Source organism: Nocardia testacea NBRC 100365 (genome assembly GCF_000308775.1).
GTDB lineage: Bacteria > Actinomycetota > Actinomycetes > Mycobacteriales > Mycobacteriaceae > Nocardia > Nocardia testacea.
This window is the reverse complement of record NZ_BAGJ01000002.1, coordinates 1-25,740: the sequence shown is the minus strand read 5'-3', so window position 1 is coordinate 25,740 and position 25,740 is coordinate 1. Positions and strand designations below refer to the sequence as shown.

Here is a 25,740-nt window from a genome sequence, read left to right as displayed (position 1 = left end):
TCACCTCCGGGGTGATCCTGCGTCGCCGCAAGGGCGAGGTCCGCGCCGTCGACGGGATCAGTTTCGAGGTGCGCGCCGGACGCACGCTGGCGCTGGTCGGTGAATCCGGGTCGGGTAAATCCACCACGCTCACCCAGATCCTGGACATGGTGAAGCCGCAGGCCGGGTCCATCGAGATCATGGGGCACGACACCGCCACCCTCAGCGCGGCCGAGCGTCGTGACCTGCGCCGCAAACTGCAGATCGTCTTCCAGGACCCCACGGCCTCCCTGGATCCCCGCTTGCCGGTCTCCGATATCGTCTCCCAGCCGATGCGGATCGCGAAGCGGCCGAAACCCGAGATCGCCCAGCGCGTACCGGACCTGCTGCGGCAGGTCGGCCTGCGCCCGGAACACGCCGACCGCTATCCGGGCGATTTCTCCGGCGGTCAGAAGCAGCGCATCTGCATCGCGCGGGCGCTGGCCCTGGACCCCGAACTGCTGGTGCTCGACGAGCCGGTGTCGTCACTGGATGTCTCCATCCAGGCGGGAGTGCTCAATCTCCTGCGCGACCTGCAGGCCGAACGTGGACTCTCCTACCTCTTCGTCTCCCACGATCTGTCGGTGGTGCGCAATCTGGCCCACGATATCGCGGTGATGTACCGGGGCAAGATCGTCGAAGCGGGACCGGCGGAACAGATCTTCGGCGATCCGGGCCACGAATACACACGATCGCTGATCGATGCCGTGCCCGTACCCGTGGTAGAGGGTTGACGGACGGTTCTCCGGACCCACCGGCAGGAAAGGATGTATCGGCCATGAGGATTCGATCACTGGGGGCACGGCTGGCGGTGCCACTGTGCGCCGTCGCGCTGCTCGCCGCCGGTTGCGGCGCGAACGATTCGGGAGCACCCGAGGGCGCGGTCGCCGAACTGGGCACAGTCAACGACATCAACCCGCACGATGTGAGCGAACTGCGCGACGGCGGGAATCTGCGACTGGCCACGACGTCCTTTCCGGAGCACTGGAACCCGATGCAGATCGACTCCGACGGTGAGTCGGCGGGCATCATGCGCCCGATGCTGCCCCGCGCGTTCGCCACCGACGCGGCCGGCAATATCTCGGTCAACACCGATTTCTTCACCAGCGTCGAGCTCACGAACACCGAACCGCAGCAGGTGACCTACACCATCAATCCCGAGGCGGTGTGGTCCGACGGCTCCCCCATCACCTGGGAGGACATCTCCTCGCAGGCCAACGCCCTGAGCGGGAAGGATCAGCGGTTCCTGATCGGGAACACCAACGGCTTCGACCGGATCGAGAAGGTCGAACGCGGCACCGACGACCGCCAGGCGATCATCACTTTCAAGAGCCACTATGCCGACTGGGCCGGCCAGTTCTCCGGTAACTCCATGCTGCTGCCGAAGGAGGCGACGGCGACGCCGGAGGCGTTCAACGAGGCCTGGCGCAACGCACCCGGAAAGACCTCCGGGCCGTTCGTCATCCAGGCCACCGACCGCGGCCAGGGCCGGATCGTGCTGGGCCGTAACCCGAAATGGTGGGGCGCCACACCGAAACTCGACACCATCACCTTCAGTGTGCTGTCGAGCGAAGCGATGGTGCCGGCGCTGGCCAACAACGAGATCGACGCCATCGGCCTGGCCACCCGCGACGATATGCAGACCGCCCGCAATACGCCCGGTGTGGCGATCCGGCGTGCCCCCGGTAACAGCTGGTCGCATCTGACCTTCAACGGCGCCCCGGGCTCATTGCTGGAGGATCCGAAACTGCGGGTCGCCATCATCAAGGCGATCGACCGCGCGGGTATCGCCAAGGCAATGCAGAACGGCCTGGTCAACGACCCGAAGCCGCTGAACAACCACATCTTCATCCAGGGCCAGAAGGGCTATCAGGACAACAGCCTGCCCTTCGACCCCGAAGCCGCGAAGCAAGAGCTCGACGCCCTGGGCTGGACGCTGAACGGGGACGTCCGGGAGAAGGACGGCCGCAAACTGGTGATCCGCGATGTCATGTACAACGACAAGACCTGGGTGCAGGTCGCGCAGATCATCCAGCAGAATCTGCGGCAGGTAGGGATCGAGCTGGTCATCGAGACCAAACCCGGCAGTGGCTTCTTCACCGACAATATCCAGCCCGGCAATTTCGATGTGGGCCAGTGGGTGTGGATGGGTGACGCGTTCCCGCTGAGCAGCATCCCGCAGATCTGGGGCTACTACCCCGATAATCTGCAGGGCAATTACGGGCGTATCGGGTCGCCCGAGCTGAACGACCTCATCGAGAAGACGCTGACCGAGCTGGACCCGCAGAAGGCCATCGAACTGGCCAATCAGGTGGACCAGGCGGTCTGGACCGAGGGGCATTCGATCCCGCTGGTGCAGTCGGCCGGAAATGTCGGTGTCCGCGACAACCTCGCCAATTACGGCGCCGCGGGACTGGCCTCCCTGGACTACACGAAAATCGGTTTCCTGAAGTGAGCTTCCGGATAGGCCATCCGCTGGCCTATCCGCTGTGCGTGACCGTCGGCGCCCTCGCGGTACTCACCGCGTGGGCGCCGTTCGCCGATCCGGACCAGCTCAGCGGGCTGGCGGTGGTCGGCGTGGGCATCGTGGGGTACAGCGGGTACCGGTTCGCGGTGGCGCTGGGGGTGGTCGGCTACCGGGCCGAGGGCGCCACGACAGTGACGGTGCGGCGGGTGAGACAGGAATATCAGCTGGTCAGCCGTTCCTGGCTGGAAATGCAGGACGGCGATGACGAGCGCTGGTTACCGGTGTACTTCACGCCGGAGCTGATCGGCTTCACCGGTGGCACGGCTCTGCTGAGCGAGCGGCGGATCGTGCTGCGGCCCGAGTCCGGCGGCACCGAGCTGCCCGGTGGCCCACGCGAGTTCCGGGTACTCCCGGCCGGCCGGGCCCGGGAGACCGAACCGCCCGGTCGCCTGGTCGACAATCCGACGCGAGTGGACCCGGAAGCGGAGACCCGGGCGGCCACCACCACGAAGACCATTCGCCGATTACTGCTCGACGCCCAGCCGGCGGTCGCCGCCCCATTCGTCGCCCTGTTGTGGCTGTATGTGATGGGTGGCGGAACCGGTGCGTTCATTGCCGCCGTGTGGGTGGCGGCCGCGACCGGGACCTGGCTCAGCGCCGTCCGCGGGTCGGACCCGAGCTGATGCCGTTCATGCGATAGGTGCTAACCGAGCGCCCGCAAACGGTCTACCTGCCGTATTACGTTCGTGATACGCTAGATTGTGTTCGAGTTCCACTGACCGACCAGCCAGAGGCGCACATAGCGCGGCACAACATCACACCGTCCGAGGTCGAGGAGGCCGCTCAACGTCCCTATCAGCTCGGCAAGGGCCGCAACGACACGACCCTGTTGTTCGGCCAGACCCATGCGGGCCGCTACCTCGTGGTGGTGTTATCCGAGGCCATGGACGGCAGATGGTATGTGGTGACAGCGCGCGATATGGACGGAACCGAGCAGCAGGCCTACAGGCGAAAGGCCCGGTAGAAACAATGAGCAATAAATCCGATATCGACGCGGCTCGCGAGTACTACGAGACCCACAGCGTTGTCGACGAGATCAACAACTCGGTACCGGGAAATCCGGCCGATACTTCGCCCATGAGCGGCTACAGCGTACGGCTGCCCACCGAGGTCCTGAACCGAGCTCGCAAACTCGCCGCCGAACGGGGAATGACCACCGGCGCCTGGTTGCGGGAGGCGATCGAAAAGCAGATCGTGGCCGGCGGTCCCCGGGATCAGGGGACAGCGCATGGTAACGACGCGTCGGCCGCCACTGTGCTGCGTGAGCTGGTGGGCTTGTATATGGACGACGTGACGAGCTCGCGCGATAGCGCGCTCGCTGCGGCGATCGACCCGTGGCTCGGCAGCCTGAAGGCTCGCCGGCTCCGCGACTGGAACGCAGCGCATCTGCGCGAGCTCAATGTCCTGTCGCTCATAGCCGGCGGCGGTACCGATCGGTGGGCCGTGCTCAAGCACTCGAAGCCGGAAAGTACAGAGACCGCAACAGGAGATAAGGAGCCCGCGGCGAAGGTCGGCGCCCGGCATTACTTCGTCGCCGGCTCCGTCGTCCGGGATGGCCATACTGTCCGCGTCAGGACCTCGACTCCTACCGGCCGCCGCCGACGGCGCACCACCATCTGACATCCGGCTGCTGCCGCACGGGCGGGCGGCAGCGGCCGGCCGGTGCGGCAGATATCGACTGTGGTTCCAGCGGCACCGCCCCGCACGCCTACCCCGCGCGCACCCGGCAGTTCTCCGGCTCAGTGCCGACGCCTGACTCGCCTGCTTCGGTCGCCACCGCATCGGTGGCCGACCGCCCGCAAGCGGGCGAACTCAGTGCGGGATGGAATCGATGATCGCCCGGGCGCCCTGGCGCAGCAGATCGGAGCCGACGAAGAAACCGAGGGCCTGCGGATCCTCCGGTACACCCCAGTGCTGCGAGTCCAGCCACCGGGTGCCCTCGAGATCGAACACCTTGCCGCGCAACGACAACCGGCCGGTGGGTTCGATCACGCAGACTCCGGCGATCGGGGAATTGCAGTGCCCCTGCAGAGCGTGCAGCATGGCGCGTTCGGCGTCGGCGACGCGGCGGGTCTCGGCATGGTCGAGGTGCCCGGCGAGTTCGCGGACCTCGTCGTCGTCGGCGCGGCAGGCGAGCGTGAGCACACCGGCGCCGATCGGCGGGCACATGACCTCGAGCGGCAGGATTTCGGTGATCCGGTCCTCCCGGCCGATGCGATGCATTCCGGCGACGGCGGCGATCAGCACATCGCAGTAGCCGTCCTCGAGCCGCTCCAGCCGGGTGTTCATATTCCCGCGCAGCGGTTTCATCACCAGGCCCGGATAGTGCAGGCGCAGCTGCGCGGCCCGGCGAACCGAACTGGTCCCCACCACCGTCCCCGGCGGCTGCTCGGCCAGCGGCCGGCCGTCCTTGGTGATGATCGCATCGCGCACATCGTCGCGCTCCGGGAAACCGGCGAACGCGATACCTTCCGGGATCGGGATATCGCCGGGAATATCCTTCAGGCAATGTACGGCGAGATCGGCCCGGTCCTCCAGGAGCGCGTCGTCGATCTCCTTGACGAAAGCCCCCTTGCCGCCGAGCTTCGCCAGATCACCCATCCAGCGGTCGCCGGCGGAGGTCACTTTCACCAGTTCGGTTTCGACACCGAACTCGGACAGACCGGCCGCGACCTGCTCGGCTTGGGCTACTGCCATAGGACTGGCCCGGGTCGCGACCCGGATAATGCGCGAGGCCATGGCGTGACTCTACCGCCGCCGGAATTCGCCCCGAGGGGCGGTGGTACACGCTTCGGGCGGGAGTGGCCCTGGTTACAGCCGGATGAAAGTCAGTAGTGGTAGCGAGCCTGGGCGATAAGGATGTTGTCTCCGGAGACGGCATAGACGAAACGGTGCTCGTCGTTGATCCGGCGAGACCAGTACCCGGACCTATCGCCCTTCAACGGCTCAGGTTTGCCCAATCCACCCTGTTTGCCCGCCGGGTCCCCGGCATTTCGTGTGGAGTCAGGTCACGATCCGCAACGGATGTTCGACCAGCTCCTTGAGCCGGCCAAGGAACTGTGCGGCGCCGGCGCCGTCGATGCAACGGTGATCGGCGGACATCGTGACCCGCAGCACCTTCCGGCTCACCACCTGTCCGCCGGCCAGCCGTAGTTCGTCGGTGGCGGCGCCGACGGCGAGAATGGCGGATTCCGGGGGGTTGATGACGGCGCTGAAACTTTCGATTCCGAACATGCCGAGGTTGGAGATGGTGAAGGTGCCTCCGGTCATCTCGTCGGTGCGCAATTTGCGGTTACGCGCACGTTCGGCCTTGTCGCGTGTCTCGGCCGCGATGGTGGAGATCGATTTGCGGTCGGCATCGTGCACGACCGGGACCAGCAGTCCGGCGGGGGTGGTGACCGCGATACCCAGGTTGATCCTGCGGTGCTGTCGCAGCGTGTCCCCGGCGAAGGAGACATTGACGGCCGGGTCCGCGCGCAGTGTCAGCGCTACGGCTTTGATCAGAAGATCGTTGACGCTGACCTTTCCGGACTCTGCGGCGGCAAGCGTGTCGTTGATCTGGGCACGGAAGGCGAACAGGTCGGTGACATCGATTGCGGTGGTGAGGTAGATATGCGGCACCTGCTGCTTGCTTTCGGTCAGCCGTGTGGCCGACACCCGCTGAATGCCGGTCAGCGGGATCTCGTCGTAGTCGGCGGACTCCGGCTCGGCCGGGACAGACACCAACGCTTCGACTACCGCCGGCTCCGGTGCGGCGCCGGGCGCCGCTGCCTCGCGCGCTGATTCGACATCGCGACGGGTGATGCGCCCGCCGGGGCCGGTACCGGCGACCGCGGCGAGGTCCACGCCGAGTTCGCGGGCCACTTTACGTGCGACCGGGGAGGATTTCGGCCGCTGGCCGGTGTCGGCGGGCGTGATGTGCACGGTGTCACCGGCCGCGCGCCGTCCCGACCCGACCGGTGCGGCGGCGGCCGCGCCTGCGCTGCCGTCGCCGACGATTGCGATCGGTTCACCAATTGGTACGCGTGTTCCGGCTTCGGCGAGGATCTGTTCCAGGACGCCGTCCTCGTAGGCTTCGAGTTCCATGAGTGCTTTGTCGGTTTCGATTTCGGCGACGATCTCACCGCGGGTGACGGGGTCGCCGACTTGTTTGAGCCAGGTGGCGACGACTCCGTCTTCCATGGTGTCCGACAGGCGGGGCATGACGATTTCGGGCATGAAGGTTCTCCGGGGATCAGCGGCGCGTGCCGACGGCGGCCAGGGTTTGCGAGGCCGCGGTGTAGAGGGAGTCGACCGAAGGCAAGGCGAGGGTTTCGAGGGGTTTGGCGTAGGGAAGTGGTACTTCGGCCATGGCCACCCGTCGCACCGGGGCGTCGAGGTAGTCGAAGGCGCCGTCGGAGATCGAGGCCGCGAGTTCCGCGCCGATACCGTAAGTGAGCCAGTCGTCCTCGCCGATCACGGCGCAGCCGGTTTTGCGGACCGAGGCGATCAGCGTGTCCCGATCGAGGGGGCGGAGGCTGCGCAGGTCGATGACTTCGGCCGATATCCCCTCGGCCGCGAGCTTTTCCGCGACCGCCGTGCAGACCGTGGCCATGCGGGAGTAGCCGATCAGAGTGATATCGGTCCCGGGGCGGGTGATCGCCGCTCGCCCGATCTCCACCGGGGGAACCGAACCAGGTACTTCGCCTTTGGTGTTGTACAGCGCCAGGTTCTCCAGGAACAGCACCGGGTCGTCGTCCTCGATGGCGGCCTTGAGCAGCGCGCGGGCATCGGCGGGAGTGCTGGGAGCAACAACCTTGAGGCCGGGCACGAAGGCGTAGTAGAGCTCGATGTTCTGGGAGTGGGTCGCGCCGAGTTGCTGTCCGCCGCCGCCGGGGGTGCGGATGACCATCGGGACGCTGGTCTGTCCGCCGAACATGCCGTAGATCTTGGCGGCGTGGTTGACGATCTGGTCCAGGGCCAGCAGGGAGAAATTGATCGTCATGATCTCGACGATCGGGCGCAATCCGAGCATGGCGGCGCCGATCGCGGCGCCGACGAATCCCTCTTCGGCGATGGGGGTATCGCGTACTCGTTTGGGGCCGAACTCGTCGAGCAGTCCGGCAGTGATCTTGTAGGAGCCCTCGAAGATACCGATCTCTTCGCCGAGCAGGAGAATATCGTCGTCGCGCCGCATCTCCTCGCGCAGGGTTTCACGCAGTGCTTCGCGGTAGGTCATGACTGCCACGGGTGATGTCCTTAGTGGGTGAAGAGCGGGTCGGCGGGCAGGCGGCGGGAATCGCCGGGCACCGGCGTGGCGTAGTTGTAGTCGAACAGGCTCGACGGATCGGGATGCGGGCTTGCGTCGGCGAATTCGACGGCCGCGCGGACACCGACGGCCACGGAATCCTCGAGGTCGGCGACGGATTCTTCGGTAAGTACGCCTGCCCCCAGCAAGGCCGTGTGCCAGCGAGTGACCGGATCGTTGTCGCGGGCCTCCGTCACCGCTCCGCTGCTGCGGTATTTGGCGGGGTCGACCACGGAGTGGCCTTTGAGGCGGTGGCTGACGGCTTCGAGCAGCGCCGGCCTGCCGTCACGGCGGGCGGTCTCGATGAGTTCGCGGGCGGTATCGCGCACAGCCAGGACATCGGTGCCGTCGACGCGTTCGCCGCGGATGCGGTAGGAGTCGGCGCGTTTCCACAGGTCGGGTTCGGCGGAGGATTTTTCGACGGTGGTGCCCATTCCGGTCTGGTTGTTGACGATCAGGAAGACGATCGGCAGATTCCAGAGTGCAGCGATATTGAGCGACTCGTGGAATGCACCGATATTGGTGGTGCCTTCACCCATCTGGCACACGACCACGTCGTCGTCACCGCGGTAGTCGATGGCCAGGGCCGCGCCGATCGCCAGCGGGATCTGGCCGCCCACGATGGCGTAGCCGCCGAGCAGCCGGGTCGCGGTGTCGTACATGTGCATCGAGCCGCCCCAACCCTTGGAGGTGCCGGTGGAGCGGCCGTAGAGTTCGGCCATGACCCGGCCGGGTTCGATCCCCTTGACCAGCGCGTAGCCGTGTTCGCGATAGTTGGTGAACAGGTAGTCGGTGGGCCGCATGGCCGCTCCCATGCCGACGACGGTGGCTTCCTCGCCTAGATTGAGGTGGCAATAGCCGCCGATCTTGGCCTGCTGGTAGCTCTGGGAGGTGCGCTCCTCGAAGCGGCGCACGAACAGCATCTCGCGGTAGAGCTCCCGTAGTGTCTCGGGATCCTCCGCGGCGATACGGGCGTCGACCGGACCGCTGAGGATCGTCGGATTTCCGGGGATCCGGGTCGCGGTTTCGGGCTTCTTCACGCCGGCGCGGGCTGCCTTGCGCGGGCGGCGGGCGGTGGTTTCGGCGGTCATGCGGAGACTCCTCGACGAGTGCGGGGCGGCGCGATGTGGACAGGCAGGCCGAGTCCGGCCAGGGCCGCTTCCATACCGATCTCGCCGAGGGTGGGGTGGGCGTGGATCGTATCGGCGAGTTCGTCGAGGGTCGCCTCGAGCGTGATCGCGAGGGCGCCTTCGGTGATCAGATCGCTGGCCGAGGGGCCGATGATGTGCACGCCGAGGACTTCGTGGTGCCGGGCGCCGGCGACAATCTTCAGGAAGCCTTCGGTGTCGCCGACCGACCGTGCACGCCCGAGCGCGGCAAACGGGAACTTGGCGGTGACGACGTCATGACCCGCGGCGCGGGCGGCGCCCTCGGTGAGGCCGACGCTGGCGATCTCCGGGTGGGTGAACGTCGCGGCTGGAATGACGTCGTAGTCGATGTGAACGTCGTGGCCGGCGATGGCATCGGCCGCCGTCAGACCCTGGTGGGAGGCCACGTGGGCCAGCAGTGCTTTACCTGTGACATCACCGATTGCGTACACGTGCTCGACACCGGTCCGCAGCCGGTCATCGACGGGGATGAACCCGCGCGCGTCGGTGGCCACTCCCGCGGCATCCAAGCCGAGTGCGGCGGTGTTGGGGCGGCGGCCGACGCCGACGAGCACGACATCGGCGTCGAGTGCACACGGGTCTGTTCTGTCGACGTTCACCCGCAGCCCGTCCGCGGACTGCTCGATTCCGGTAACCGTCGACCCGCTCATGACCGTGATCCCACGACCGGTGAAAGACCGCCCGAGCGCGGCACCGATCTCGGCGTCCTCGGCCGGCACCAGCCGATCCTGCATCTCGACAACGGTCACCACGGTGCCGAAGGTGGCGAACAGGCTGGCCCATTCCGCGCCGACCGCGCTACCACCGATCACGACCAGCCGTTCGGGAATCTCGGTGAGACCGAATGCCCCATCCGAGGTGATGACGCCGGGCAGGTCGGCGCCGGGCACCGGGAGTAGAGCGGGCACCGAGCCGGTCGCGATGATCACATCGGTGGCCTCCACCGTATGGATCGGGATGTCGGTCGGCACGGCCGCGTAGCGGGGCCCGCCGTCGAAGACCGGGGACGGACCCGCCTGGAACACCTCGACGGTGGTCGGACCGGTGAACCGGGCGTGACCCTCGATGACGGTCACGCCGTTGGCCTGCAACAGCCGGGCCACACCGCTGGTGAGTTCATCGACGATGCCGTTCTTGCGCTCACGCACCGCGGCGAAGTCCACCTGTACATCGGTGGCGGTGATCCCGAAAGCGGCTGCGCCGTTGACTGTCTGGAAAACGTCCGCGGACCGCAGCATCGCCTTGGTGGGGATACACCCCCAGTTCAGGCACACCCCACCGGGGCGCTCCTTTTCCACCAGCGCGACGCGCAGTCCGCGCTGGGCCGCGCGAATCGCGGCGACGTAGCCGCCCGGTCCCCCGCCGACGACCAAGAGATCGAATTGTGGCACTTGTGGTGCTCCTCGTCCTGAATGCGTGACCCGGCTACCTGGTTTGTGGTGTGGGTCAGGACTTGGAGTCTGCTGGGCGGCGAGCCGGCGAACAATTCTCTCCGCGCCCAGGAATCACCCCCCGCAATTGGGCGCAGCGCCCAATTGCGGGTCTGTCGTCGGGGGCGGTGAAGGCTCAGTCGGCGGCGGTTTCGGCGAGCGTGTGTGCGAGAAGCGCCAGGGAAAGTTCCAGATGGAAGCGCTGCCCGTCCAACGGGCGCCCGAGAAGTACCGCGGCGCGTTGGAGCCGGTTGAGTACCGTGTTGCGGTGGCAATGCAGCAGCGGCGCGGCATGGGCGGCCGAGCAGTCCTCGGCCAGCCACACCCGCAACGTTGTGAGCAACAGGTCGCGTTCCTTGACCGGGAGGTCGAGAATCGGGCCGAGTAGGCGGCCCACCAGCAATCGCGCCAGGTCGGGCGATCGGAGCATTAGGGCTTCGGGGTAGCGGTCGTGCAGCGAAACCACGACATTGTGGGCGTCTTCTGCGATGGTGTCGATGGCCAGGGTGGCCAGCGTGTGGGCAGTCTCGACTTCGGCGAGGCCTGTAACCGCAGGTGAGAGTCCGGCGCGCCCGCGAACGAGTGGCTCCAGAACAGTTGATAGGTGCCCCGATGCGTGACGTTCGAGGGCGATGATGCCGACGGTGTAATCACCGCGGTCGTGCCAGACAGAGCGATATCCATGGGCTGCCAGCGCGGTCTCGGTTCCCAGTCGCAGCGGGTAGGCGTCGCCACGGGCGGCGACCACGAGATAGTCGCCGGTGACCGGAATATTCAATTCACGGGACGCGCGCTGGGCGAATCGTGCGTCGCGTCCACGTCCAGCGAGCACATCCTCGATCAACGCGTGGCGGCGGCGTTCATCGAGCCGCACCCGATCGAGCTCTGCTCCTCGGTAGGAGGTGACCAGCGCCGAGGACATTCCGTCGATGACCGCCCACATCGCCGTGCCCATCTGCCGGAAGTCGGCTGCCGAGAGCGCGCCGGCCCGGTCCAGCAACGCCTCCCAGACGACGCGTCCGCCCAAGCGGAAGGTACGCAGCATCGCTTCCAACGGCACGCCCTGCACCGCCCGGTGCGCACCGATCGCCGCGGCAACATCGTCGCGGTCGGCGTCGGGCTCGCTCCCGTCGATGAGTTCCAGCACCCGGGTGAGAAACCGGCGGCAGCCCTCGCGCAGGTCCGCACTGCTTACCGCCGAGTAGTCGGTCCACTCAGGATTGTCGGTGAATATCGCGGCAATGAGTTGTTCGGTCAGCACAGGGATATCCCTGCGACAGGTCGCCACCAATTCCGCGGAGCCTGTCACGGAACCAGAATGATCAGAGTCGGCCACGTCGGCCACAGTACGTCGAGCACCGTGGCCGCCCGTAGCGCGCCACCGGTCCGGTCGGGTTTGTGAGTTCGGATCTCTGGTATCCGAATGGCGTAGGCCGACAACCCCGACCTCACACGCGAGAACATGCAGTTCACCGTGTCACCCTTCATCGGCGACGCGGTGCTTTCCTCAGAAAGTGTTGCGCTACCCCGCCGGTTCGGACAGCTTCCGGGAGCGCAGTTCGTGTCCCTTGGAGGTCTTACAGCGGCCCGACTCCAGATCCCACTGCCAGCCGTGCAGGTTACAGGTCAGCGTATTGCCGTCCACCACACCGAATTTCGACAGATCCGCCTTCAGGTGCGGGCAGCGGCGCTGGATCTCCCAGCCGGCCACCTCCACCGAGGCCGAATCGTCGTGCGCTTCGGAGAACCAGCCGTCGGCGTAGGCGATCCGCTCGTCGGTGAGGCATTTGAAGAAGGTGTACAGGTATTCGTTGTACCCGCCGATCCGCCATGCCTGGAAGCGGGTGGACAGGAAAATGGTGTTCACCCAGTCGGGTTCGTTGTCGCGCAGTGCGGTGCGCACCAGTTCGGGCGCGATCCGGAAGCCGTAACGGTATTTGCCCTCGCCTTCCAGGGGCGCGCGCACGGCACGCTTCGGGAAGTCCAGGACCACGGTTTCCTCGCCGATCACGAGCCCGACCGGGTAGCCGATACCGTCGCAAATCAGATCGCTCTGCGCCATGATCGGCTCGAACAGCGCCCGCAACGGTTCCAGCAGGGGCTCGCCCTCGGCGGGCGCCCACGTCTTCTTCTCCGCCACCAGCACCGGCGCCAGCCGCTGCGCCATCTTCTCGATGTAGGCGGCCTTGTCGTTCCAGATGGTGTCGGGATCGTAGGGGTGATCCAGTTCGAGTTCGGCGCCGTGCACATCGACCACCGACCCCGGCACCATCAACACGCCGCGGTCGTGCCCGTGCTCGCGCATCTGCTCGAGGAAGACCATCTGGTCGGGGAAGATATTGCCCTCGTCACCGTGGTCGTCGTTGAGATAGCGCAGTTCGTCGTCGAGGAAAACCGGCGGGCCGGCGGAGGGAACCACCCAGGTGGCCCCGACCTGTTCGATATAACTGCGGGCCCGGTCCATTCCGCGCTGCCGCTTCTGTTTCCCGAAATTCGATTTCGTCCGGGCCGGGATGTCGTAGACCATCGGATACCAGATGGCACCCGAGTACTGCAGCAGGTGGATATCGATCGTGCCGAACGCCTCGTGCAGCACGTCCATATCGACCGGCCGCGCGTCGTTCATATTGAAACAGGTGGTTTCGCCGTCGGAGACGATCAGCCCGGAATCACCGATCGGGCCGTCCGCGGGCGCGCGCAGCGCGACGATCATGATGTCCAGTTCGGCGGCCGGATCACCACCGCCGATTCCCATCGACCCGTTGATCTTGTGCTTGACCGAATCCTCGGTCTCGAAGAATTTGTGAAAACCCAGTTTCTCCAGCTCACGGCGCAGATCCGGGACCGGGTAGTCGGGCAGCAGAACGGTCGCGTCCTTGTTCACGTACTCGGCCAGATGCGCGGCGTCGAAATGGTCGCGGTGCAGATGCGACACGTAGAGGAAATCGCAGTTACCGAGTTCCTCCCAGTCGAGCTGGGTGTTGTCCGGGAACGGGAACCAGGATCCGAAGTACGCGGGGTTCACCCAGGGATCGCATAGGATCGAACCGGCCGCGGTCCGGATATGGAATCCCGCATGTCCGACGCTGGTGATCTGCACGAGCTCGCTCCTCCTGACCGTTTACGGCCCTCCAGGGTAGTGCGTCAGGACGAGATATCGCCGATGCAGTAGCCGCCATCACCCTGTTCGAGTAGAAATGTCCGGTTCTGCGTGATTCCGGACGCATTCGTCACCGGCACCGCGACGGCCATATATCCGGCCGTGAGCGGCTGGGAACTGATCTGCTGATCGGTGAATCCGGTGATCGTGCCGAGCGTACCGGGATTCTCGGCGAGTGGCGCGGCCACGGGCGCGCCGGTGCCTTCCGGATCCCAGGTGGCCGGGGCCGCCGCGCAGACCAATGGGTACTGCTCCTCCAGATCGGCGGGGTCCAGCGGCTGTCCGGTCGAGCGGGCCAGATAGCGGCGCACGGTGTGCCGGGCGTCGGCGGCGTCGTAGACCGGTTCCGCACCCGCCGGGGACACCCGGCCGCAGGCATATCCGGCGGCCACCCGGTGCTCGTCCACGGTGACCGTGGTGATCCCGTCGGTCCAGGTGAGCGTGCCGTCCACCGCGGTACCCGGCTGGGCGAGCGCGTTCAGCACGGCGTCGCGGTCGGCGTACATGGTCTGCACCGTGAGCGGCGGAATGGTCCAGCAGGTGGTCTGCAGAGTCGCGATATCCGCCGAACGCAGGTCGGCGGCGAACCGCTGCAGCGCGGGGGCGGCATCGGGAACACCGGGAACCGCACCGACCGCGGGCGCGTCGGCGGGGACCGGCGGCAGCGCGGCAGCCGACGACGGCGCGCCGGCGGACGTGGCCTGCTGCTCGGTGCTCGGCGCGTCCCCCTCGGACGCCTGCACCGACGGGCTGCCCGCGTCGTCACCCGGGATACCGGATACCGAGTCGCATCCGGTACCCAGCAACGCTCCGGATACCGCGAGCCCCACGGCGAGACCGCGAACGCGGGCGCGCCGCGCGGTCTCACGGCCCATTCGGCGCAACGGTACGGGGCGGGCACGTTCCACTTCGACGATCACCTTTCCTGCGGTACATAGCGGTTCGGTCGAGATATCGGGTCCGACCGCACCACGACGGGCCCGGGATCCGGCGGGCCGGGGCGCGCGCGGCAGGCCGGACGCTGCCGGTCATCATGACAGCGACTACGCTAGCGGACTTGTGGAACCCGTCTACCGGACGATCATCGGGCTGGCCCGGACCGTCTTCTTCCTCGAGGGCCTGAAGTTCACCGTCACCGGCGATGAGAACATTCCCGCCTCCGGGGGCGCCGTGCTCGCGGTCAACCACACCGGGTACATGGATTTCACCTATGCGGGCCTGCCGGTGCGCACCCCGAAACGCTATATCCGGTTCATGGCAAAGAGCGAGGTCTTCGACAACAAGATCTCCGGACCGATCATGCGAGCTCTCAAGCATATTCCGGTGGACCGCGCCGCGGGCGCCGACTCGTACAAGGCGGCCGTGGACTATCTGCGGCGCGGCGAACTGGTCGGCGTCTACCCCGAAGCGACCATCAGCCGCAGTTTCGAGATCAAGGACCTGAAATCCGGTGCCGCCCGGATGGCGATCGAGGCGGGGGTGCCCATCATCCCGATCACCATCTGGGGCGCTCAGCGAGTCTGGACGAAAGGACACCCGAAACGGCTGGGCCGCACCAACACCCCCATCTCCATCGCCGTCGGCAAACCGATCCAGCCCTATGAACCGGCATCCGCTCTCACCGCCGAACTGAAGACCACCATGCAGGAACTGCTGCGCGGCCTCCAGGAGAACTACACGCACGAACCCGGCGCGTACTGGGTTCCGGCCCGGCTCGGGGGCGGTGCGCCTACCCTGGAAGAAGCCGATGCGATGGACGCCGCCGAAGCCGCGGAACGAGCCGCCCGGAGACGGGCCGAGCTCGCCGGCCGGGACGACGCCGGCGCGTAGCGTATATCCACCACGGCGGGTAGGTGCCGAGCAGCGGGAACCCCGCAGGTAGTGAGCAGGAGTTGCGATGGCGCGGGAGCCGGTTTTCGATGTCCTGGCCGGGCTGGTGCACACGGTCTTCTTCGCGCAGGGGCTACGTCTCGACATCCGCGGCCAAGAACACATCCCGCGCACCGGGGGCGCGGTGCTGGCGGTGAACCACACCTCCTACCTCGATTTCATGGAGGTAGGGGTCGTCGGACGCCGATCGGGCCGCAATGTGCGGTACATGATGAAGGCCGAGCTCGAACACGGCATCGTGGGTTTCCTGATGAAGCACTGCAAAGCCATCGGCGTCGACCGGACAGCCGGTGCGGAATCGTTCGGCCGGGCAGTCACCGCGCTGCGCGACGGTGAACTGGTCGTGGTCTACCCCGAGGCCACCATCAGCCGCAGTTTCGAGTTGAAGGAATTCAAATCCGGTGCCGCGCGCATGGCGCTGGAGTCGGGGGCCCCGATCGTGCCGCTCACCATCTGGGGAGCACACCGTATCTGGACCAAAGGCTTCCCGAAACAACTGGGCCGGCACAATTTCCCGGTCCACATCCGCATCGGCGAACCGCTGGTCGCCGCGGGCTCGGTCGACGAGGTGACAACCGCGCTGCGCGACCGGATGCGCGGACTCCTGACGGCGGCCCAGGAGGGCTATCCGATGCCTGCCGGGCAGCCCTGGGTCCCGGCCCGGCTGGGCGGCAGCGCTCCGACGCCGGAGCAGGCCGCGGTCCTGGAAGCCGAGGAGTACGCCCGGCGGCGGATCCAGCGGCCGTAAGGTTTGGATAGTCCCGGAAGCGGGCCCGAGACCACCGGGCCGTCCGGGTAACCCGCCCAGTTCTGCCGCCGGGATCAAGCCCCTCCCCAGTACGTTCTGGTCCGCATTCCGACTCGAGACCCCGGACGCCGACGCAACCAAATGTGTCGGCATTCGGTGTCCGGGTCCGGATCCGGGCTTGCGGGGGACGTGGACCACCCTCGGCTTCATTTTTGGTAATTGTCACCTTCAGGAGGGGCACCCACCTGCCCTGTTGACAAAATACCCTAGGGGGGTACCGTAAGCACCACAAGGAGGCCGGGCGGAGAGCGGAGCCTCCACGGAAACGGAGCATCGAATGAATACGCCGACAAAATTCACCGGGTTCGCGCTCGGGCTCGTCGCGTTGTTCGGGGTCGCGCTGGGCGTCGGCGCCCTGGTCGGCACCGAGGACAGCGATCCGGAAACCCACGACGCCACGGCCGGCGAACCCGCCGCGAACGCGACCCCCGGCGGGCTGACCAGCAGCGAAGGGGGCTACACCCTGGTCCTGGCCGACCCGGTCACCACCGCCGACCGTGCGGCGACCCTGCGGTTCCGGATCGAGGACAGCACGGGCCGGGCGGTGACGCGGTACACCCCGAACCACGAGAAGGATCTGCATCTGATCCTGGTTCGCCGCGATACCGCCGGCTACCAGCATCTGCACCCGGTGCTCGGACCGGACGGCACCTGGAGCACCCCGGCCGATCTCGGCCGCGCCGGCGACCATCGGGTCTTCGCCGATTTCGTCACCGCCGACGGGCAGCCCTTCACACTTGGGACCGACCTGCGGGTCGCCGGGCAGTACACGCCGCGCCCCTTACCGGCGCCGAACACCACCGTCACCGTGGACGGTTACACCGTCGCTCTGACCGGCACCGTCGCTGCCGGACGCGCCACCGATGTCACCTTCACCGTGACGCGCGCCGGCGCGCCGGTGACCGACCTGCAGCCCTACCTGGGGGCGTACGGTCATCTCGTGGCGCTGCGGACCGCCGACCTCGGCTATCTCCACGTCCATCCGGCCGGTCACCCGGGTGACGGGACCACCCCGGCCGGACCGGGCGTAACCTTCGCGGTGACAGCGCCGGGCACGGGCGACTACCGGCTGTTCTTCGAGTTCCGCCACGCCGGAGCCGTACACCGCGCCGAGTTCACCGTGCCCGTCGCGGAAACCGCCGGAGATCCGGCCGGGCACGCCCCGACCGGCGCGCAGGACGCCCCCGAACCCACCGGACACGGCCATGGGCACTGACCCCCGGCCAACGGAGCCAACGATGAGCACACAGACCGCACCGGACAGCGCGCAGACCGATACCTCGACCGCGCAGGTCGAGTTGGTGATCGGTGGGATGACCTGCGCCTCCTGCGCCAATCGCATCGAGAAGAAACTGAACAGGCTCGACGGCGTGACCGCGACGGTCAACTACGCCACCGAGAAGGCCCGGGTCCACTACCCGGACTCCGTGGCACCGTCGGATCTGGTCGCGGTGGTGGAACAGGCCGGCTACACCGCGAGCCTGCCGCAGCCGCCCGCCGCGCAACCGGACACCGCCGAACCGGCCGACCCGGCGGATCGGCTGCGCACCCGGCTGCTGATCTCGCTGGTGCTGACCGTGCCGGTGATCGCCATGGCGATGATCCCGGCGCTGCAGTTCACCAACTGGCAGTGGTTGTCGCTGACCCTCGCCGCCCCGGTTGTGGTGTGGGGCGCCCTGCCCTTCCACCGGGCGGCCTGGACCAATCTGCGGCACGCCACCGCCACCATGGACACCCTGGTCTCGCTCGGCACCCTGGCCGCGTTCGGCTGGTCGATCTACGCGCTGTTCTGGGGCACCGCCGGTACGCCGGGGATGACGCACCCCTTCGAGTTCACGATCGCCCGGATGGACGGCACCGGCAGTATCTATCTGGAGGCCGCGGCCGGGGTCACCACCTTCATCCTGGCCGGCCGGTACTTCGAGGCCCGGTCCAAGCGGCGGGCCGGCGCGGCGCTGCGGGCGTTGCTCGAACTCGGCGCCAAAGAGGTCTCGGTACTGCGCCGGACCGGACCGGACAACTGGACCGAACAGCGCATACCCGTCGAACAACTATCGGTCGGCGACCGGTTCGTGGTGCGACCGGGCGAGAAGATCGCGACCGACGGCGTGATCACCGACGGCGCCTCGGCGGTCGACGTCTCCATGCTGACCGGCGAATCGGTGCCGCTGGAGGTCGGGCCCGAGGACGCGGTCACCGGCGCCACCGTGAACGTGGGCGGCCGGATCACCGTGCGCGCCACCCGGGTCGGCTCGGACACCCAGCTCGCGCAGATGGCGAAACTGGTCGAGGACGCACAGACCGGCAAGGCACAGGCGCAGCGGCTGGCCGATCGCATCTCCGGCGTCTTCGTACCGATCGTCATCGCGCTCGCGGTCGCCACCCTCGGATTCTGGCTCGGCACCGGCGGTTCGGTGGCCGCGGCGTTCACGGCGGCGGTGGCGGTACTGATCATCGCGTGCCCCTGCGCGCTGGGACTGGCCACGCCGACCGCGCTCATGGTCGGCACCGGACGCGGGGCCCAGCTCGGGATCCTCATCAAGGGACCCGAAGTGCTGGAGTCCACCCGCCAGGTGGATACGGTCGTCCTGGACAAGACCGGCACCGTGACCACCGGCCGGATGTCCCTGGTCGACGTGGTGGCCGCCGCCGGCGAGGACGCCGACGAGGTGTTGCGGCTGGCGGGATCGCTGGAGGACTCCTCCGAACATCCGATCGCCCGGGCCATCGCCGAGGGTGCCCGGGAACGGACGACCGGGCTGTCCCCGGTCGAGAGCTTCCGCAACAGTGCCGGACTGGGTGTGGAGGGCGTGGTGGACGGCCACGCGGTGGTCGTCGGCCGGCCGGGCCTGCTCGCCGACTACGCGCTGCACCTCGACGACGCGCTGCGGGAGTCGTTGCGAGAAGCCGAGAGCCTGGGTCGGACGGCGGTGGCGGTCGGCTGGGACGGGCGGGCCCGCGGGGTGCTCGTGGTCGCCGATACGGTGAAACCGACCTCCGCCGAAGCGGTTTCCCGCCTGCGGGCGCTGGGCCTGACCCCGATCATGCTCACCGGGGACAATGCCACCGCGGCGGCCGCGATCGCCCGGCAGGTCGGTATCGACGAGGTGATCGCGGAGGTGCTGCCGCAGGACAAGGTCGCGGTGATCGAACGCCTGCAGCGGGAGGGTAAGCGCGTCGCCATGGTCGGTGACGGCGTGAACGATGCCGCCGCCCTGGCCCGGGCCGATCTGGGCCTGGCCATCGGCACCGGTACCGATATCGCCATCGAGGCCGCCGACCTCACCCTCGTCCGGGGCGACCTCACCGCCGCACCCGACGCCATCCGGCTCGCCCGCCGCACCCTCGGCACGATCAAGGGCAACCTGTTCTGGGCCTTCGGTTACAACGTCGCGATGATCCCGCTGGCCATGGCCGGTCTGCTCAACCCGATGCTGGCGGGGGCCGCCATGGCGTTCTCCTCGGTATTCGTGGTCAGCAACAGTCTGCGGCTGCGGAACTTCCGTCCCACCCACTGATCGGAGACAACCGCGCCGGGCCCCGGATGTACCCACATCCGGGGCCCGGCGCCTGTTCAGCTCACCGGTTCGCGTTCGCCCGGAATCGGCGCTCGGGCCGCGACGACCACCGCGGTCAGGGTCAGTACACAACCGAGCAGTTTCACCGGCGACAGCTCCGCCCCCGTGGGCAACGCCCAGTCCAGGACGAGCGACGCCGTCAACTGGCCCGCCACCGTGCTCAGCCCCATGAGCAGCACCCCCACCCAGCGCACCACCAGCACCCCGGCGGCGATGAACAGCACCCCGATCACACCACCCAGGTACAGCCACGGTTCGCGGGGGAATTCGGCCGGCGCACCGGTCCGGGCAACCACCAGGGCTTCCACGATCAGCAGACCGAGCAGGCCGACGGCGAAGTTGATCACCGTGGCGGCGAAGGGGCTCCCGGTCGCCCCGATCCGGCCGTTCCACGCCTGCTGCCAGGCCAGTCCGATACCCGCCGCCGCGGGCAGGAGCAGCAGCAGCGGTCCCGGGACACCTTCGAGCCACGACGAGGTGCGCAGCCCGACCGGCGCCGAGCCACCGGAACCGGCCAGCAGTACCGCGCCCACCGCCAGCACCGCTGCGCCGAGCCGCGCCGCGGTGACCGGGGTGCGACCGCCCGGGCCCACCCCGAGGCGGTCCACCAGCAGACTGCTCAGCAGCTGGCCGGAGACCGCCGCGACCGTGAACGCGGTGACTCCGAGCGCGGCCACGGTCAGCGACTGGCTCGCCACGAACAACCCGCCGAACAACCCGCCCAGCAACTGCCAGGGCCGCAGTTCACCGGCGGCGACCGAGCGACGCACCGCGCGCAGACCCGCCCGGAGCCGGGAGCTGAACAGCACCGCCACCGCCAGCACCAGGAACCCGCTGCCGAAGCTCACCACCGCCGCCGCGACCCCGTCCTGCAGCCGCGCCCCCAGCTCACCGTTGATCCGTCCCTGGACGGCGACCCCGGCTCCGATCAACAGCCCGGAACCCAGACCCCACCGCCGCGAAACCATGCCCGCACCCTACCGACGCCGCCGACCGTCCCGCTTCGGCCGGCCACCGGCGGCTCACCGCTCCGCGTCGCCGGCCGGTTCCGGCCGCGGCGGTAACCAGTACGGCGTCAGCACCCCCAGGGCCAGGATGGCGATGCCCAGCAGCGCGATCGTCGAGGAGATCGACAGCCACAGTGTGGCCAGCGCGACGAACCCGAAAACCGCCAGCGACACCAGTTCCTCCAGCAGTCCGGATACCGACATCACCGTGGCCCGCGCCGGACCGGTGATGGCGTCCTGGAGCCGGGCCTCGGCGACGATCGCGGCGTTGTACACCACCCCGTAGGAAGCGGCGATCGAAGCGAAACCGAGTCCGGTGCACAGATAGACCGCGCCCGGCCAGCGCACCGCGAGCCCGGCCACCACCGCGCCCGCGCCGAACAGCGCACCGGCCACCACCAACGCCCACGCCAGGGTGCGCGCGGGCAGCGCCTCGGTCCGGCCGGCCAGCAGCGAACCGAGCAGTGAACCGACCACGGTCACACCCACCAGCACGGGAACCAGCGATGTGGCCGCGCCCGCTTCCCCGGCGACCAGCCCGAAGTACTCGTCGAACGCGGTGATCCCGTAGAGCAGTGCCCCGAGCACCACCCCGCGCCGGACCACCCGGGCCCGGATCGCCTCGGCGACACCGGTCCGCAGCATCAGCAGATACCGCCCCAGCGTGCCGCGTGTGGATATGGCCGGGGCACCCGGACCCGCGGCCACCGGACGGGGACTCGGGGTGATGACCGCGGCGGTCGCGGTCTCCCCGCCCGACTCCTCCAGCTCGCCCACTCCGGCGGCCGAAACGGATTTCGGCGCCGCGGGCAGGCTCGCGGCCAGTACGGTGTGCGCCACCGCGCAACCCACACTCACCCAGCCCACCAGTTCGTAGCCGCCCCACAGGTACAGCGGGGTGGCGGCGAGGATCGCGAGTACCGCGCTGGATTCGCTCGCCGTGCGGGTGTAACCGATCACCCTGGCATAGGAACGGGCCGCGCCACAGGCGGCGAGTTCGTCGTAGAGCAGCGCCTCGAACGTTCCCGAGCGCAGCGACGAGGCCACACCCCACAGCACGAAACCGAGCGCGAAACCCACATAGGAGGGCGCCGCCGTCCACACCACGAAACCGGCCGCCATCAGCAAGCCGTTCAGAATCAGCAGCCCACGCCGGGACACGGTATCCGCCCACGCGCCCGAGGGGACCTCGAACAAGAAGGCCGTCACCGACCAGCAGGCGAGCAGCAGCGAGATCTGCCCGGGGCCGAAGCCGTGGTCGGCGAAGAGCAGCGCGTACAGCGCGTAGTAGGGAACCAGGTCACCGGTCGCAGCGAACAGGGTCGCGCGCAGCGCGAGCGCGCGTGGTCCAGTCCTACGGCCGGGATCCGTGGATCCGGCTCAACGGTGGTAGAAGACGAGTCGCATGGCGATCAGCATCCGTGACGGGTGCACGCAGGTCAAGCGGTTTTGCCCGGTGCGTGCCGCAGACATCGGGCGGGCGGGTCGCTACCGGCGGGAACTCGGGCTCAGAGCGGCACCCAGCCGTTCTCGTCGGCCGCGGTATCGCCCAGCGCGCGGGTGCCGATACCGCCGAGGCGGCCGCTGTTCATATCGCCGATCAGCTCGGCCACCGGATGCGAATCGCTGTAGTGGTAACCCTGCGCCAGCGCGAAGCCCAGTTCGGTCAGTACGGCGGCCTGATGTTCGGTCTCCACGCCTTCGGCGATGACCTGCAGATCCAGCGATTTGCTCAGCGCCGCGATCACGCCGAGCAGCGGCGGGGCCGGCGAATCGGAGCGGATGGCGGCCACGAACGACTGGTCGACCTTGATGATGTCGCTGGGCAGGGTCGCCAGCCGGCTCAGCGAGGAGTACCCGGTACCGAAATCGTCGATGGCGATACGCACCCCACGGTCGCGCAGCGTGTGCAGGTTCGCGATGGCGGTATCGGATTCGGCGGCCAGTTCGGTCTCGGTCACCTCGAGCACCAGTTGCTCCGCGGGCCACCCGGTGGTCTCGAGGATCGCGGCCACCTTGTCCGCGTAGCCCGACTCCGCCAGTTCCAGACCGCTCACATTGACGTTCAGCGTCAATTCCAGGGCGGCGAAGGTCTCCTGCAGTTGCGCGGCATCGGCACAGGCCCGGCGCAATACCAGCTCGTCCAGATCGGCGATGAGGTCGTATTCCTCGGCGACCCGGATCAGCCCTTCGGTGGTGACATCGGGCTGGGCACTGGACGACCAGCGCAGCAGCGCTTCCACGCCCACCGCCTTCTCGCCGCCGTCGCTGAGGCTGACGATCGGCTGGTAGTGCACGTCCAGGCTGCCGTTGTCGATGGCTTCGCGCAGTTCCACGGCCAGCGGCGTGCGATGCCCCGACTCGAGGACCGTACGGTTACGACCCGCCTGCTTGGCCCGGTACAGACCGACATCGGCCCGGCTCACCAGCAACGACGCCGATTCCCCCGGCTGCCAGGAAGTGACCCCGGCCGAGCACCCGGTGCTGACCGCGGCACGCAACTCCTCGGTGAGCAGGATGGCGGCCTGCTCGGTGGTACCCGGCAGCAGCGCCGCGAACACGTCGCCGCCGTAGCGGGCCAGCCGCTGCTCGGGCCCGAGCAGGGCGGCCCAGGTGTCGGCGACCTTCTGCAGCACCGCGTCACCGGCACGGTGCCCCAGGTGATCGTTGACCTTCTGGAAGCGGTCCAGGTCGACCAGGACCAGCGCGAGCGCCTGGCCGGAACGATCGGCCTGTTCCAGCGCGGCATTGAGCGCGCGATCGAAACCCCGGCGGTTCAGCAACCCGGTGAGGGTGTCGATATCGGCCTCCGACGCCATCCTGGTCAGGATGCCCACCACGACCCCGACGCCGAAGGTGATACCGGCCGGGATGAGCCCGGACCACCACGGCAGGCCGGCGCGGGTCGGCAGCACCCACAGGCACAGCGCCATACACAGCGCGATATGGGCCGCGGCCTGTGTCCAGGCGAAGAACAGCGCGGCGTCGCAGGCCACGAACACATAGAACGAGGCGAGCGTGATCGCCGCGACGGTATTGGGGAACGAGTGCACGGCGATGGTCACCAGCACCGTCGCCAGGACGACGTAGACGTGATGTATCCAGTGCGGCATCCGGGGACCCCAGCCGAGCAGGCTTATCCCCAGCAACAGGGCGACCGCCGCGGCCGAACCGACCAGCACCCGGTTGCCCTCGTCACCCGGGTGCAGCACCTGGGTGGGCGCGACAGCGGTCACCAGCAGACCGAGGACCCCGCCCATGACATAGAAGGCCCCGGTGGTCCGGGACATGACCATGGCCGTTGCCACACCCGACGCGGCCCGTACCCGCGTTCGGGTATCGCCGCGAGACCCGCTTCCTCGCACGATGAACAGCCTAAACAACTGATCAGCTCACCGGCGACCCAACCGGGGATATGAAGTACCCCGGTCTCGCGCCGCGCAACCACATCAGGTCGGCGGAGTGAGCAGCTCGGTCCCGACAAAAGGCACCAGAGCTGCGGGAACTCGCACCGAACCGTCGGCTTGCTGATGGTTCTCCAGCAGCGCGACCAGCCAGCGGGTGGTGGCGAGGGTGCCGTTGAGCGTCGCGGCGATCTGCGGCTTGCCGTTCTCGTCGCGGTAACGCACCGATAGCCGCCGGGCCTGGAAGGTCGTGCAGTTCGAGGTCGAGGTCAGCTCCCGGTAGGTGCCCTGGCTGGGCACCCAGGCCTCGCAGTCGAATTTCCGCGCGGCCGAACTGCCCAGGTCACCGGCGGCGACATCGATGATCCGATAGGGCACGTCGAGGGCGGCGAGCATATCCCGTTCCCAGGACAGCAACCGCCGGTGCTCGGCGTCGGCGTCCTCGGGACGGCAGTAGACGAACATCTCGACCTTGTCGAACTGGTGCACCCGGATGATGCCGCGGGTGTCCTTGCCGTAGCTGCCGGCCTCCCGGCGGAAACACGACGACCAGCCCGCGTAGCGTTTCGGCCCGGCGGTGAGATCCAGGATCTCGTCGGCGTGGTAGCCGGCCAACGGCACCTCGGAGGTACCGACCAGGTACAGATCGTCTTCTTCCAGGTGGTACACCTCGGCCGAGTGCTGCCCCAGGAAACCGGTGCCCGCCATGATCTCGGGCCGGACGAGCACCGGCGGGATCATCATGGTGAACCCGTTGGCCACCGCCCGCTGCGCCGCCAGCTGCAGCAGACCCAGCTGCAGCAGCGCACCGTATCCGGTGAGGAAATAGAACCGCGAGCCGGAGACCTTCGCGCCGCGCTCCATATCCATCAGCCCCAGCGTCTCACCCAGTTCCAGGTGATCACGCGGAGTGAAATCGAACTCGGGAATCTCACCGACCGTCTCGAGCAGGACGTAATCGTCCTCGCCGCCCGCGGGCGCCCCGTCCTGGACGATATTCGATATCGCCCGGTGCGCCTCCTGCAATTCGGCCTCGGCAGTGTGCTGGGCGGTCTCGGCCTCCTTGACCCGCACCGACATCTCCTGCGCCTGCGCGAGCAATGCCGGGCGCTCCTCCTTGCTCGCCTTACCGACCTGCTTGCCCATGGCCTTGTGCTCGGCGCGCAGTTTATCGGCGGTCGCGATCGCGGACCGGCGCGCGTGGTCGGCGGTGAGCAGCGCGTCGACGAGGGCCGGGTTCTCGCCCCGGGCTCGCTGCGAGGCGCGGACCAGCTCGGGATCATCGCGCAGGAGGCGGAGGTCGATCATGGCTGACCAGCGTAATGGTCGCGGAATTCCCGCCTCAACCGAGTATCGCCCCGGCCCGCCGCGGACCCGGTGCGGACAACACGCGCGCGATCCCGATCGGCCGGGTTCGTGGCACGTTCGGGTGCGGCGCTGCCATGATGGACCGCGATGTCCT

The 25,740-nt window shown here is 68.0% G+C and carries 21 protein-coding genes and 1 pseudogene; 9 read left to right on the top strand and 13 right to left on the bottom strand.

Going from position 1 to position 25,740, the window contains the following annotated elements; translation table 11 throughout:
• From ON38_RS00550 to ON38_RS00530, 5 genes are all read left to right on the top strand, one after another.
• Positions 1 to 752: ATP-binding cassette domain-containing protein (locus ON38_RS00550; protein WP_039821459.1), on the top strand; the 752-nt coding region annotated here is incomplete at its 5' end.
• Between the two features lie 44 nt (positions 753 to 796).
• Positions 797 to 2,473, top strand: a complete 1,677-nt coding sequence (locus ON38_RS00545) for an ABC transporter family substrate-binding protein (protein ID WP_039821446.1) — start codon at positions 797 to 799, stop codon at positions 2,471 to 2,473.
• The gene (locus ON38_RS00540; protein WP_051164226.1) at positions 2,470 to 3,168 is read left to right on the top strand and encodes a hypothetical protein; all 699 of its coding nucleotides are present in this window, start codon (positions 2,470 to 2,472) and stop codon (positions 3,166 to 3,168) included. The genes ON38_RS00545 and ON38_RS00540 overlap by 4 nt, the downstream gene beginning before the upstream one ends.
• A gap of 17 nt (positions 3,169 to 3,185) precedes the next feature.
• Positions 3,186 to 3,509: a hypothetical protein gene (locus tag ON38_RS00535; RefSeq protein ID WP_051164225.1), complete on the top strand. Its 324-nt coding sequence runs from the start codon at positions 3,186 to 3,188 to the stop codon at positions 3,507 to 3,509.
• 5 nt (positions 3,510 to 3,514) lie between these two features.
• Positions 3,515 to 4,165: a YlcI/YnfO family protein gene (locus tag ON38_RS00530; RefSeq protein ID WP_039821445.1), complete on the top strand. Its 651-nt coding sequence runs from the start codon at positions 3,515 to 3,517 to the stop codon at positions 4,163 to 4,165.
• A gap of 192 nt (positions 4,166 to 4,357) precedes the next feature.
• On the opposite strand, the gene hemC is transcribed toward ON38_RS00530, so the two are convergent.
• The 9 genes and pseudogenes from hemC to ON38_RS00490 all read right to left on the bottom strand — a co-directional run bounded on the left by hemC (position 4,358) and on the right by ON38_RS00490 (position 14,511).
• A complete protein-coding gene (hemC, locus tag ON38_RS00525; protein ID WP_039821443.1) occupies positions 4,358 to 5,284 on the bottom strand; it encodes a hydroxymethylbilane synthase in 927 nt (308 codons plus the stop codon).
• A gap of 89 nt (positions 5,285 to 5,373) precedes the next feature.
• Positions 5,374 to 5,508 (bottom strand): annotated as a pseudogene (locus ON38_RS34585) (Txe/YoeB family addiction module toxin); the annotation flags it as partial.
• Positions 5,509 to 5,548: 40 nt separating this feature from the next.
• Positions 5,549 to 6,763, bottom strand: a complete 1,215-nt coding sequence (locus tag ON38_RS00520; protein WP_174372373.1) for a dihydrolipoamide acetyltransferase family protein — start codon at positions 6,761 to 6,763, stop codon at positions 5,549 to 5,551.
• 16 nt (positions 6,764 to 6,779) lie between these two features.
• Positions 6,780 to 7,763: an alpha-ketoacid dehydrogenase subunit beta gene (locus ON38_RS00515; RefSeq protein WP_218000723.1), complete on the bottom strand. Its 984-nt coding sequence runs from the start codon at positions 7,761 to 7,763 to the stop codon at positions 6,780 to 6,782.
• 20 nt (positions 7,764 to 7,783) lie between these two features.
• Positions 7,784 to 8,923, bottom strand: a complete 1,140-nt coding sequence (gene pdhA / locus ON38_RS00510; RefSeq protein ID WP_083872046.1) for a pyruvate dehydrogenase (acetyl-transferring) E1 component subunit alpha — start codon at positions 8,921 to 8,923, stop codon at positions 7,784 to 7,786.
• The gene (lpdA, locus tag ON38_RS00505; protein WP_039821439.1) at positions 8,920 to 10,392 is read right to left on the bottom strand and encodes a dihydrolipoyl dehydrogenase; all 1,473 of its coding nucleotides are present in this window, start codon (positions 10,390 to 10,392) and stop codon (positions 8,920 to 8,922) included. The genes pdhA and lpdA overlap by 4 nt, the downstream gene beginning before the upstream one ends.
• 175 nt (positions 10,393 to 10,567) lie before the next feature.
• Positions 10,568 to 11,740: a PucR family transcriptional regulator gene (locus tag ON38_RS00500; RefSeq protein WP_245563829.1), complete on the bottom strand. Its 1,173-nt coding sequence runs from the start codon at positions 11,738 to 11,740 to the stop codon at positions 10,568 to 10,570.
• 213 nt (positions 11,741 to 11,953) lie between these two features.
• A complete protein-coding gene (locus ON38_RS00495) occupies positions 11,954 to 13,531 on the bottom strand; it encodes a Rieske 2Fe-2S domain-containing protein (protein ID WP_039821437.1) in 1,578 nt (525 codons plus the stop codon).
• 44 nt (positions 13,532 to 13,575) lie between these two features.
• Complete coding sequence (locus tag ON38_RS00490) at positions 13,576 to 14,511, bottom strand: hypothetical protein (RefSeq protein WP_245563826.1); 936 nt, start codon at positions 14,509 to 14,511, stop codon at positions 13,576 to 13,578.
• A 139-nt stretch (positions 14,512 to 14,650) separates the two neighbouring features.
• Here ON38_RS00490 and ON38_RS00485 point away from each other — a divergent pair, with 139 nt between their 5' ends.
• The 4 genes from ON38_RS00485 (at position 14,651) to ON38_RS00470 (ending at position 19,807) form a co-directional block, all read left to right on the top strand.
• Positions 14,651 to 15,421 carry a lysophospholipid acyltransferase family protein gene (locus ON38_RS00485; protein ID WP_039821435.1) on the top strand — a complete coding sequence of 257 codons (771 nt, stop codon included), beginning with the start codon at positions 14,651 to 14,653 and terminating at the stop codon, positions 15,419 to 15,421.
• Between the two features lie 67 nt (positions 15,422 to 15,488).
• A complete protein-coding gene (locus ON38_RS00480) occupies positions 15,489 to 16,229 on the top strand; it encodes a lysophospholipid acyltransferase family protein (RefSeq protein WP_039821434.1) in 741 nt (246 codons plus the stop codon).
• Between the two features lie 337 nt (positions 16,230 to 16,566).
• A complete protein-coding gene (locus tag ON38_RS00475; protein ID WP_039821432.1) occupies positions 16,567 to 17,505 on the top strand; it encodes a DUF8832 domain-containing protein in 939 nt (312 codons plus the stop codon).
• A 22-nt stretch (positions 17,506 to 17,527) separates the two neighbouring features.
• Positions 17,528 to 19,807, top strand: coding sequence for a heavy metal translocating P-type ATPase (locus ON38_RS00470; protein WP_039821430.1), 2,280 nt, complete (start codon positions 17,528 to 17,530; stop codon positions 19,805 to 19,807).
• 56 nt (positions 19,808 to 19,863) lie between these two features.
• Here ON38_RS00470 and ON38_RS00465 read toward each other — a convergent pair whose 3' ends face one another.
• The 4 genes from ON38_RS00465 to serS form a co-directional block, all read right to left on the bottom strand.
• Entirely contained in the window at positions 19,864 to 20,835 is a 972-nt protein-coding gene (locus ON38_RS00465) for a DMT family transporter (protein WP_039821428.1), read from the bottom strand.
• Positions 20,836 to 20,889: 54 nt separating this feature from the next.
• Positions 20,890 to 22,083, bottom strand: a complete 1,194-nt coding sequence (locus ON38_RS00460; protein ID WP_306306643.1) for an MFS transporter — start codon at positions 22,081 to 22,083, stop codon at positions 20,890 to 20,892.
• 299 nt (positions 22,084 to 22,382) lie between these two features.
• Positions 22,383 to 24,164: a putative bifunctional diguanylate cyclase/phosphodiesterase gene (locus tag ON38_RS00455; protein ID WP_245563825.1), complete on the bottom strand. Its 1,782-nt coding sequence runs from the start codon at positions 24,162 to 24,164 to the stop codon at positions 22,383 to 22,385.
• A 159-nt stretch (positions 24,165 to 24,323) separates the two neighbouring features.
• Positions 24,324 to 25,586 (bottom strand): serine--tRNA ligase, encoded by a 1,263-nt coding sequence (gene serS, locus ON38_RS00450; RefSeq protein ID WP_039821424.1) that lies wholly within the window; start codon positions 25,584 to 25,586, stop codon positions 24,324 to 24,326.
• Positions 25,587 to 25,740: the final 154 nt, after the last annotated feature.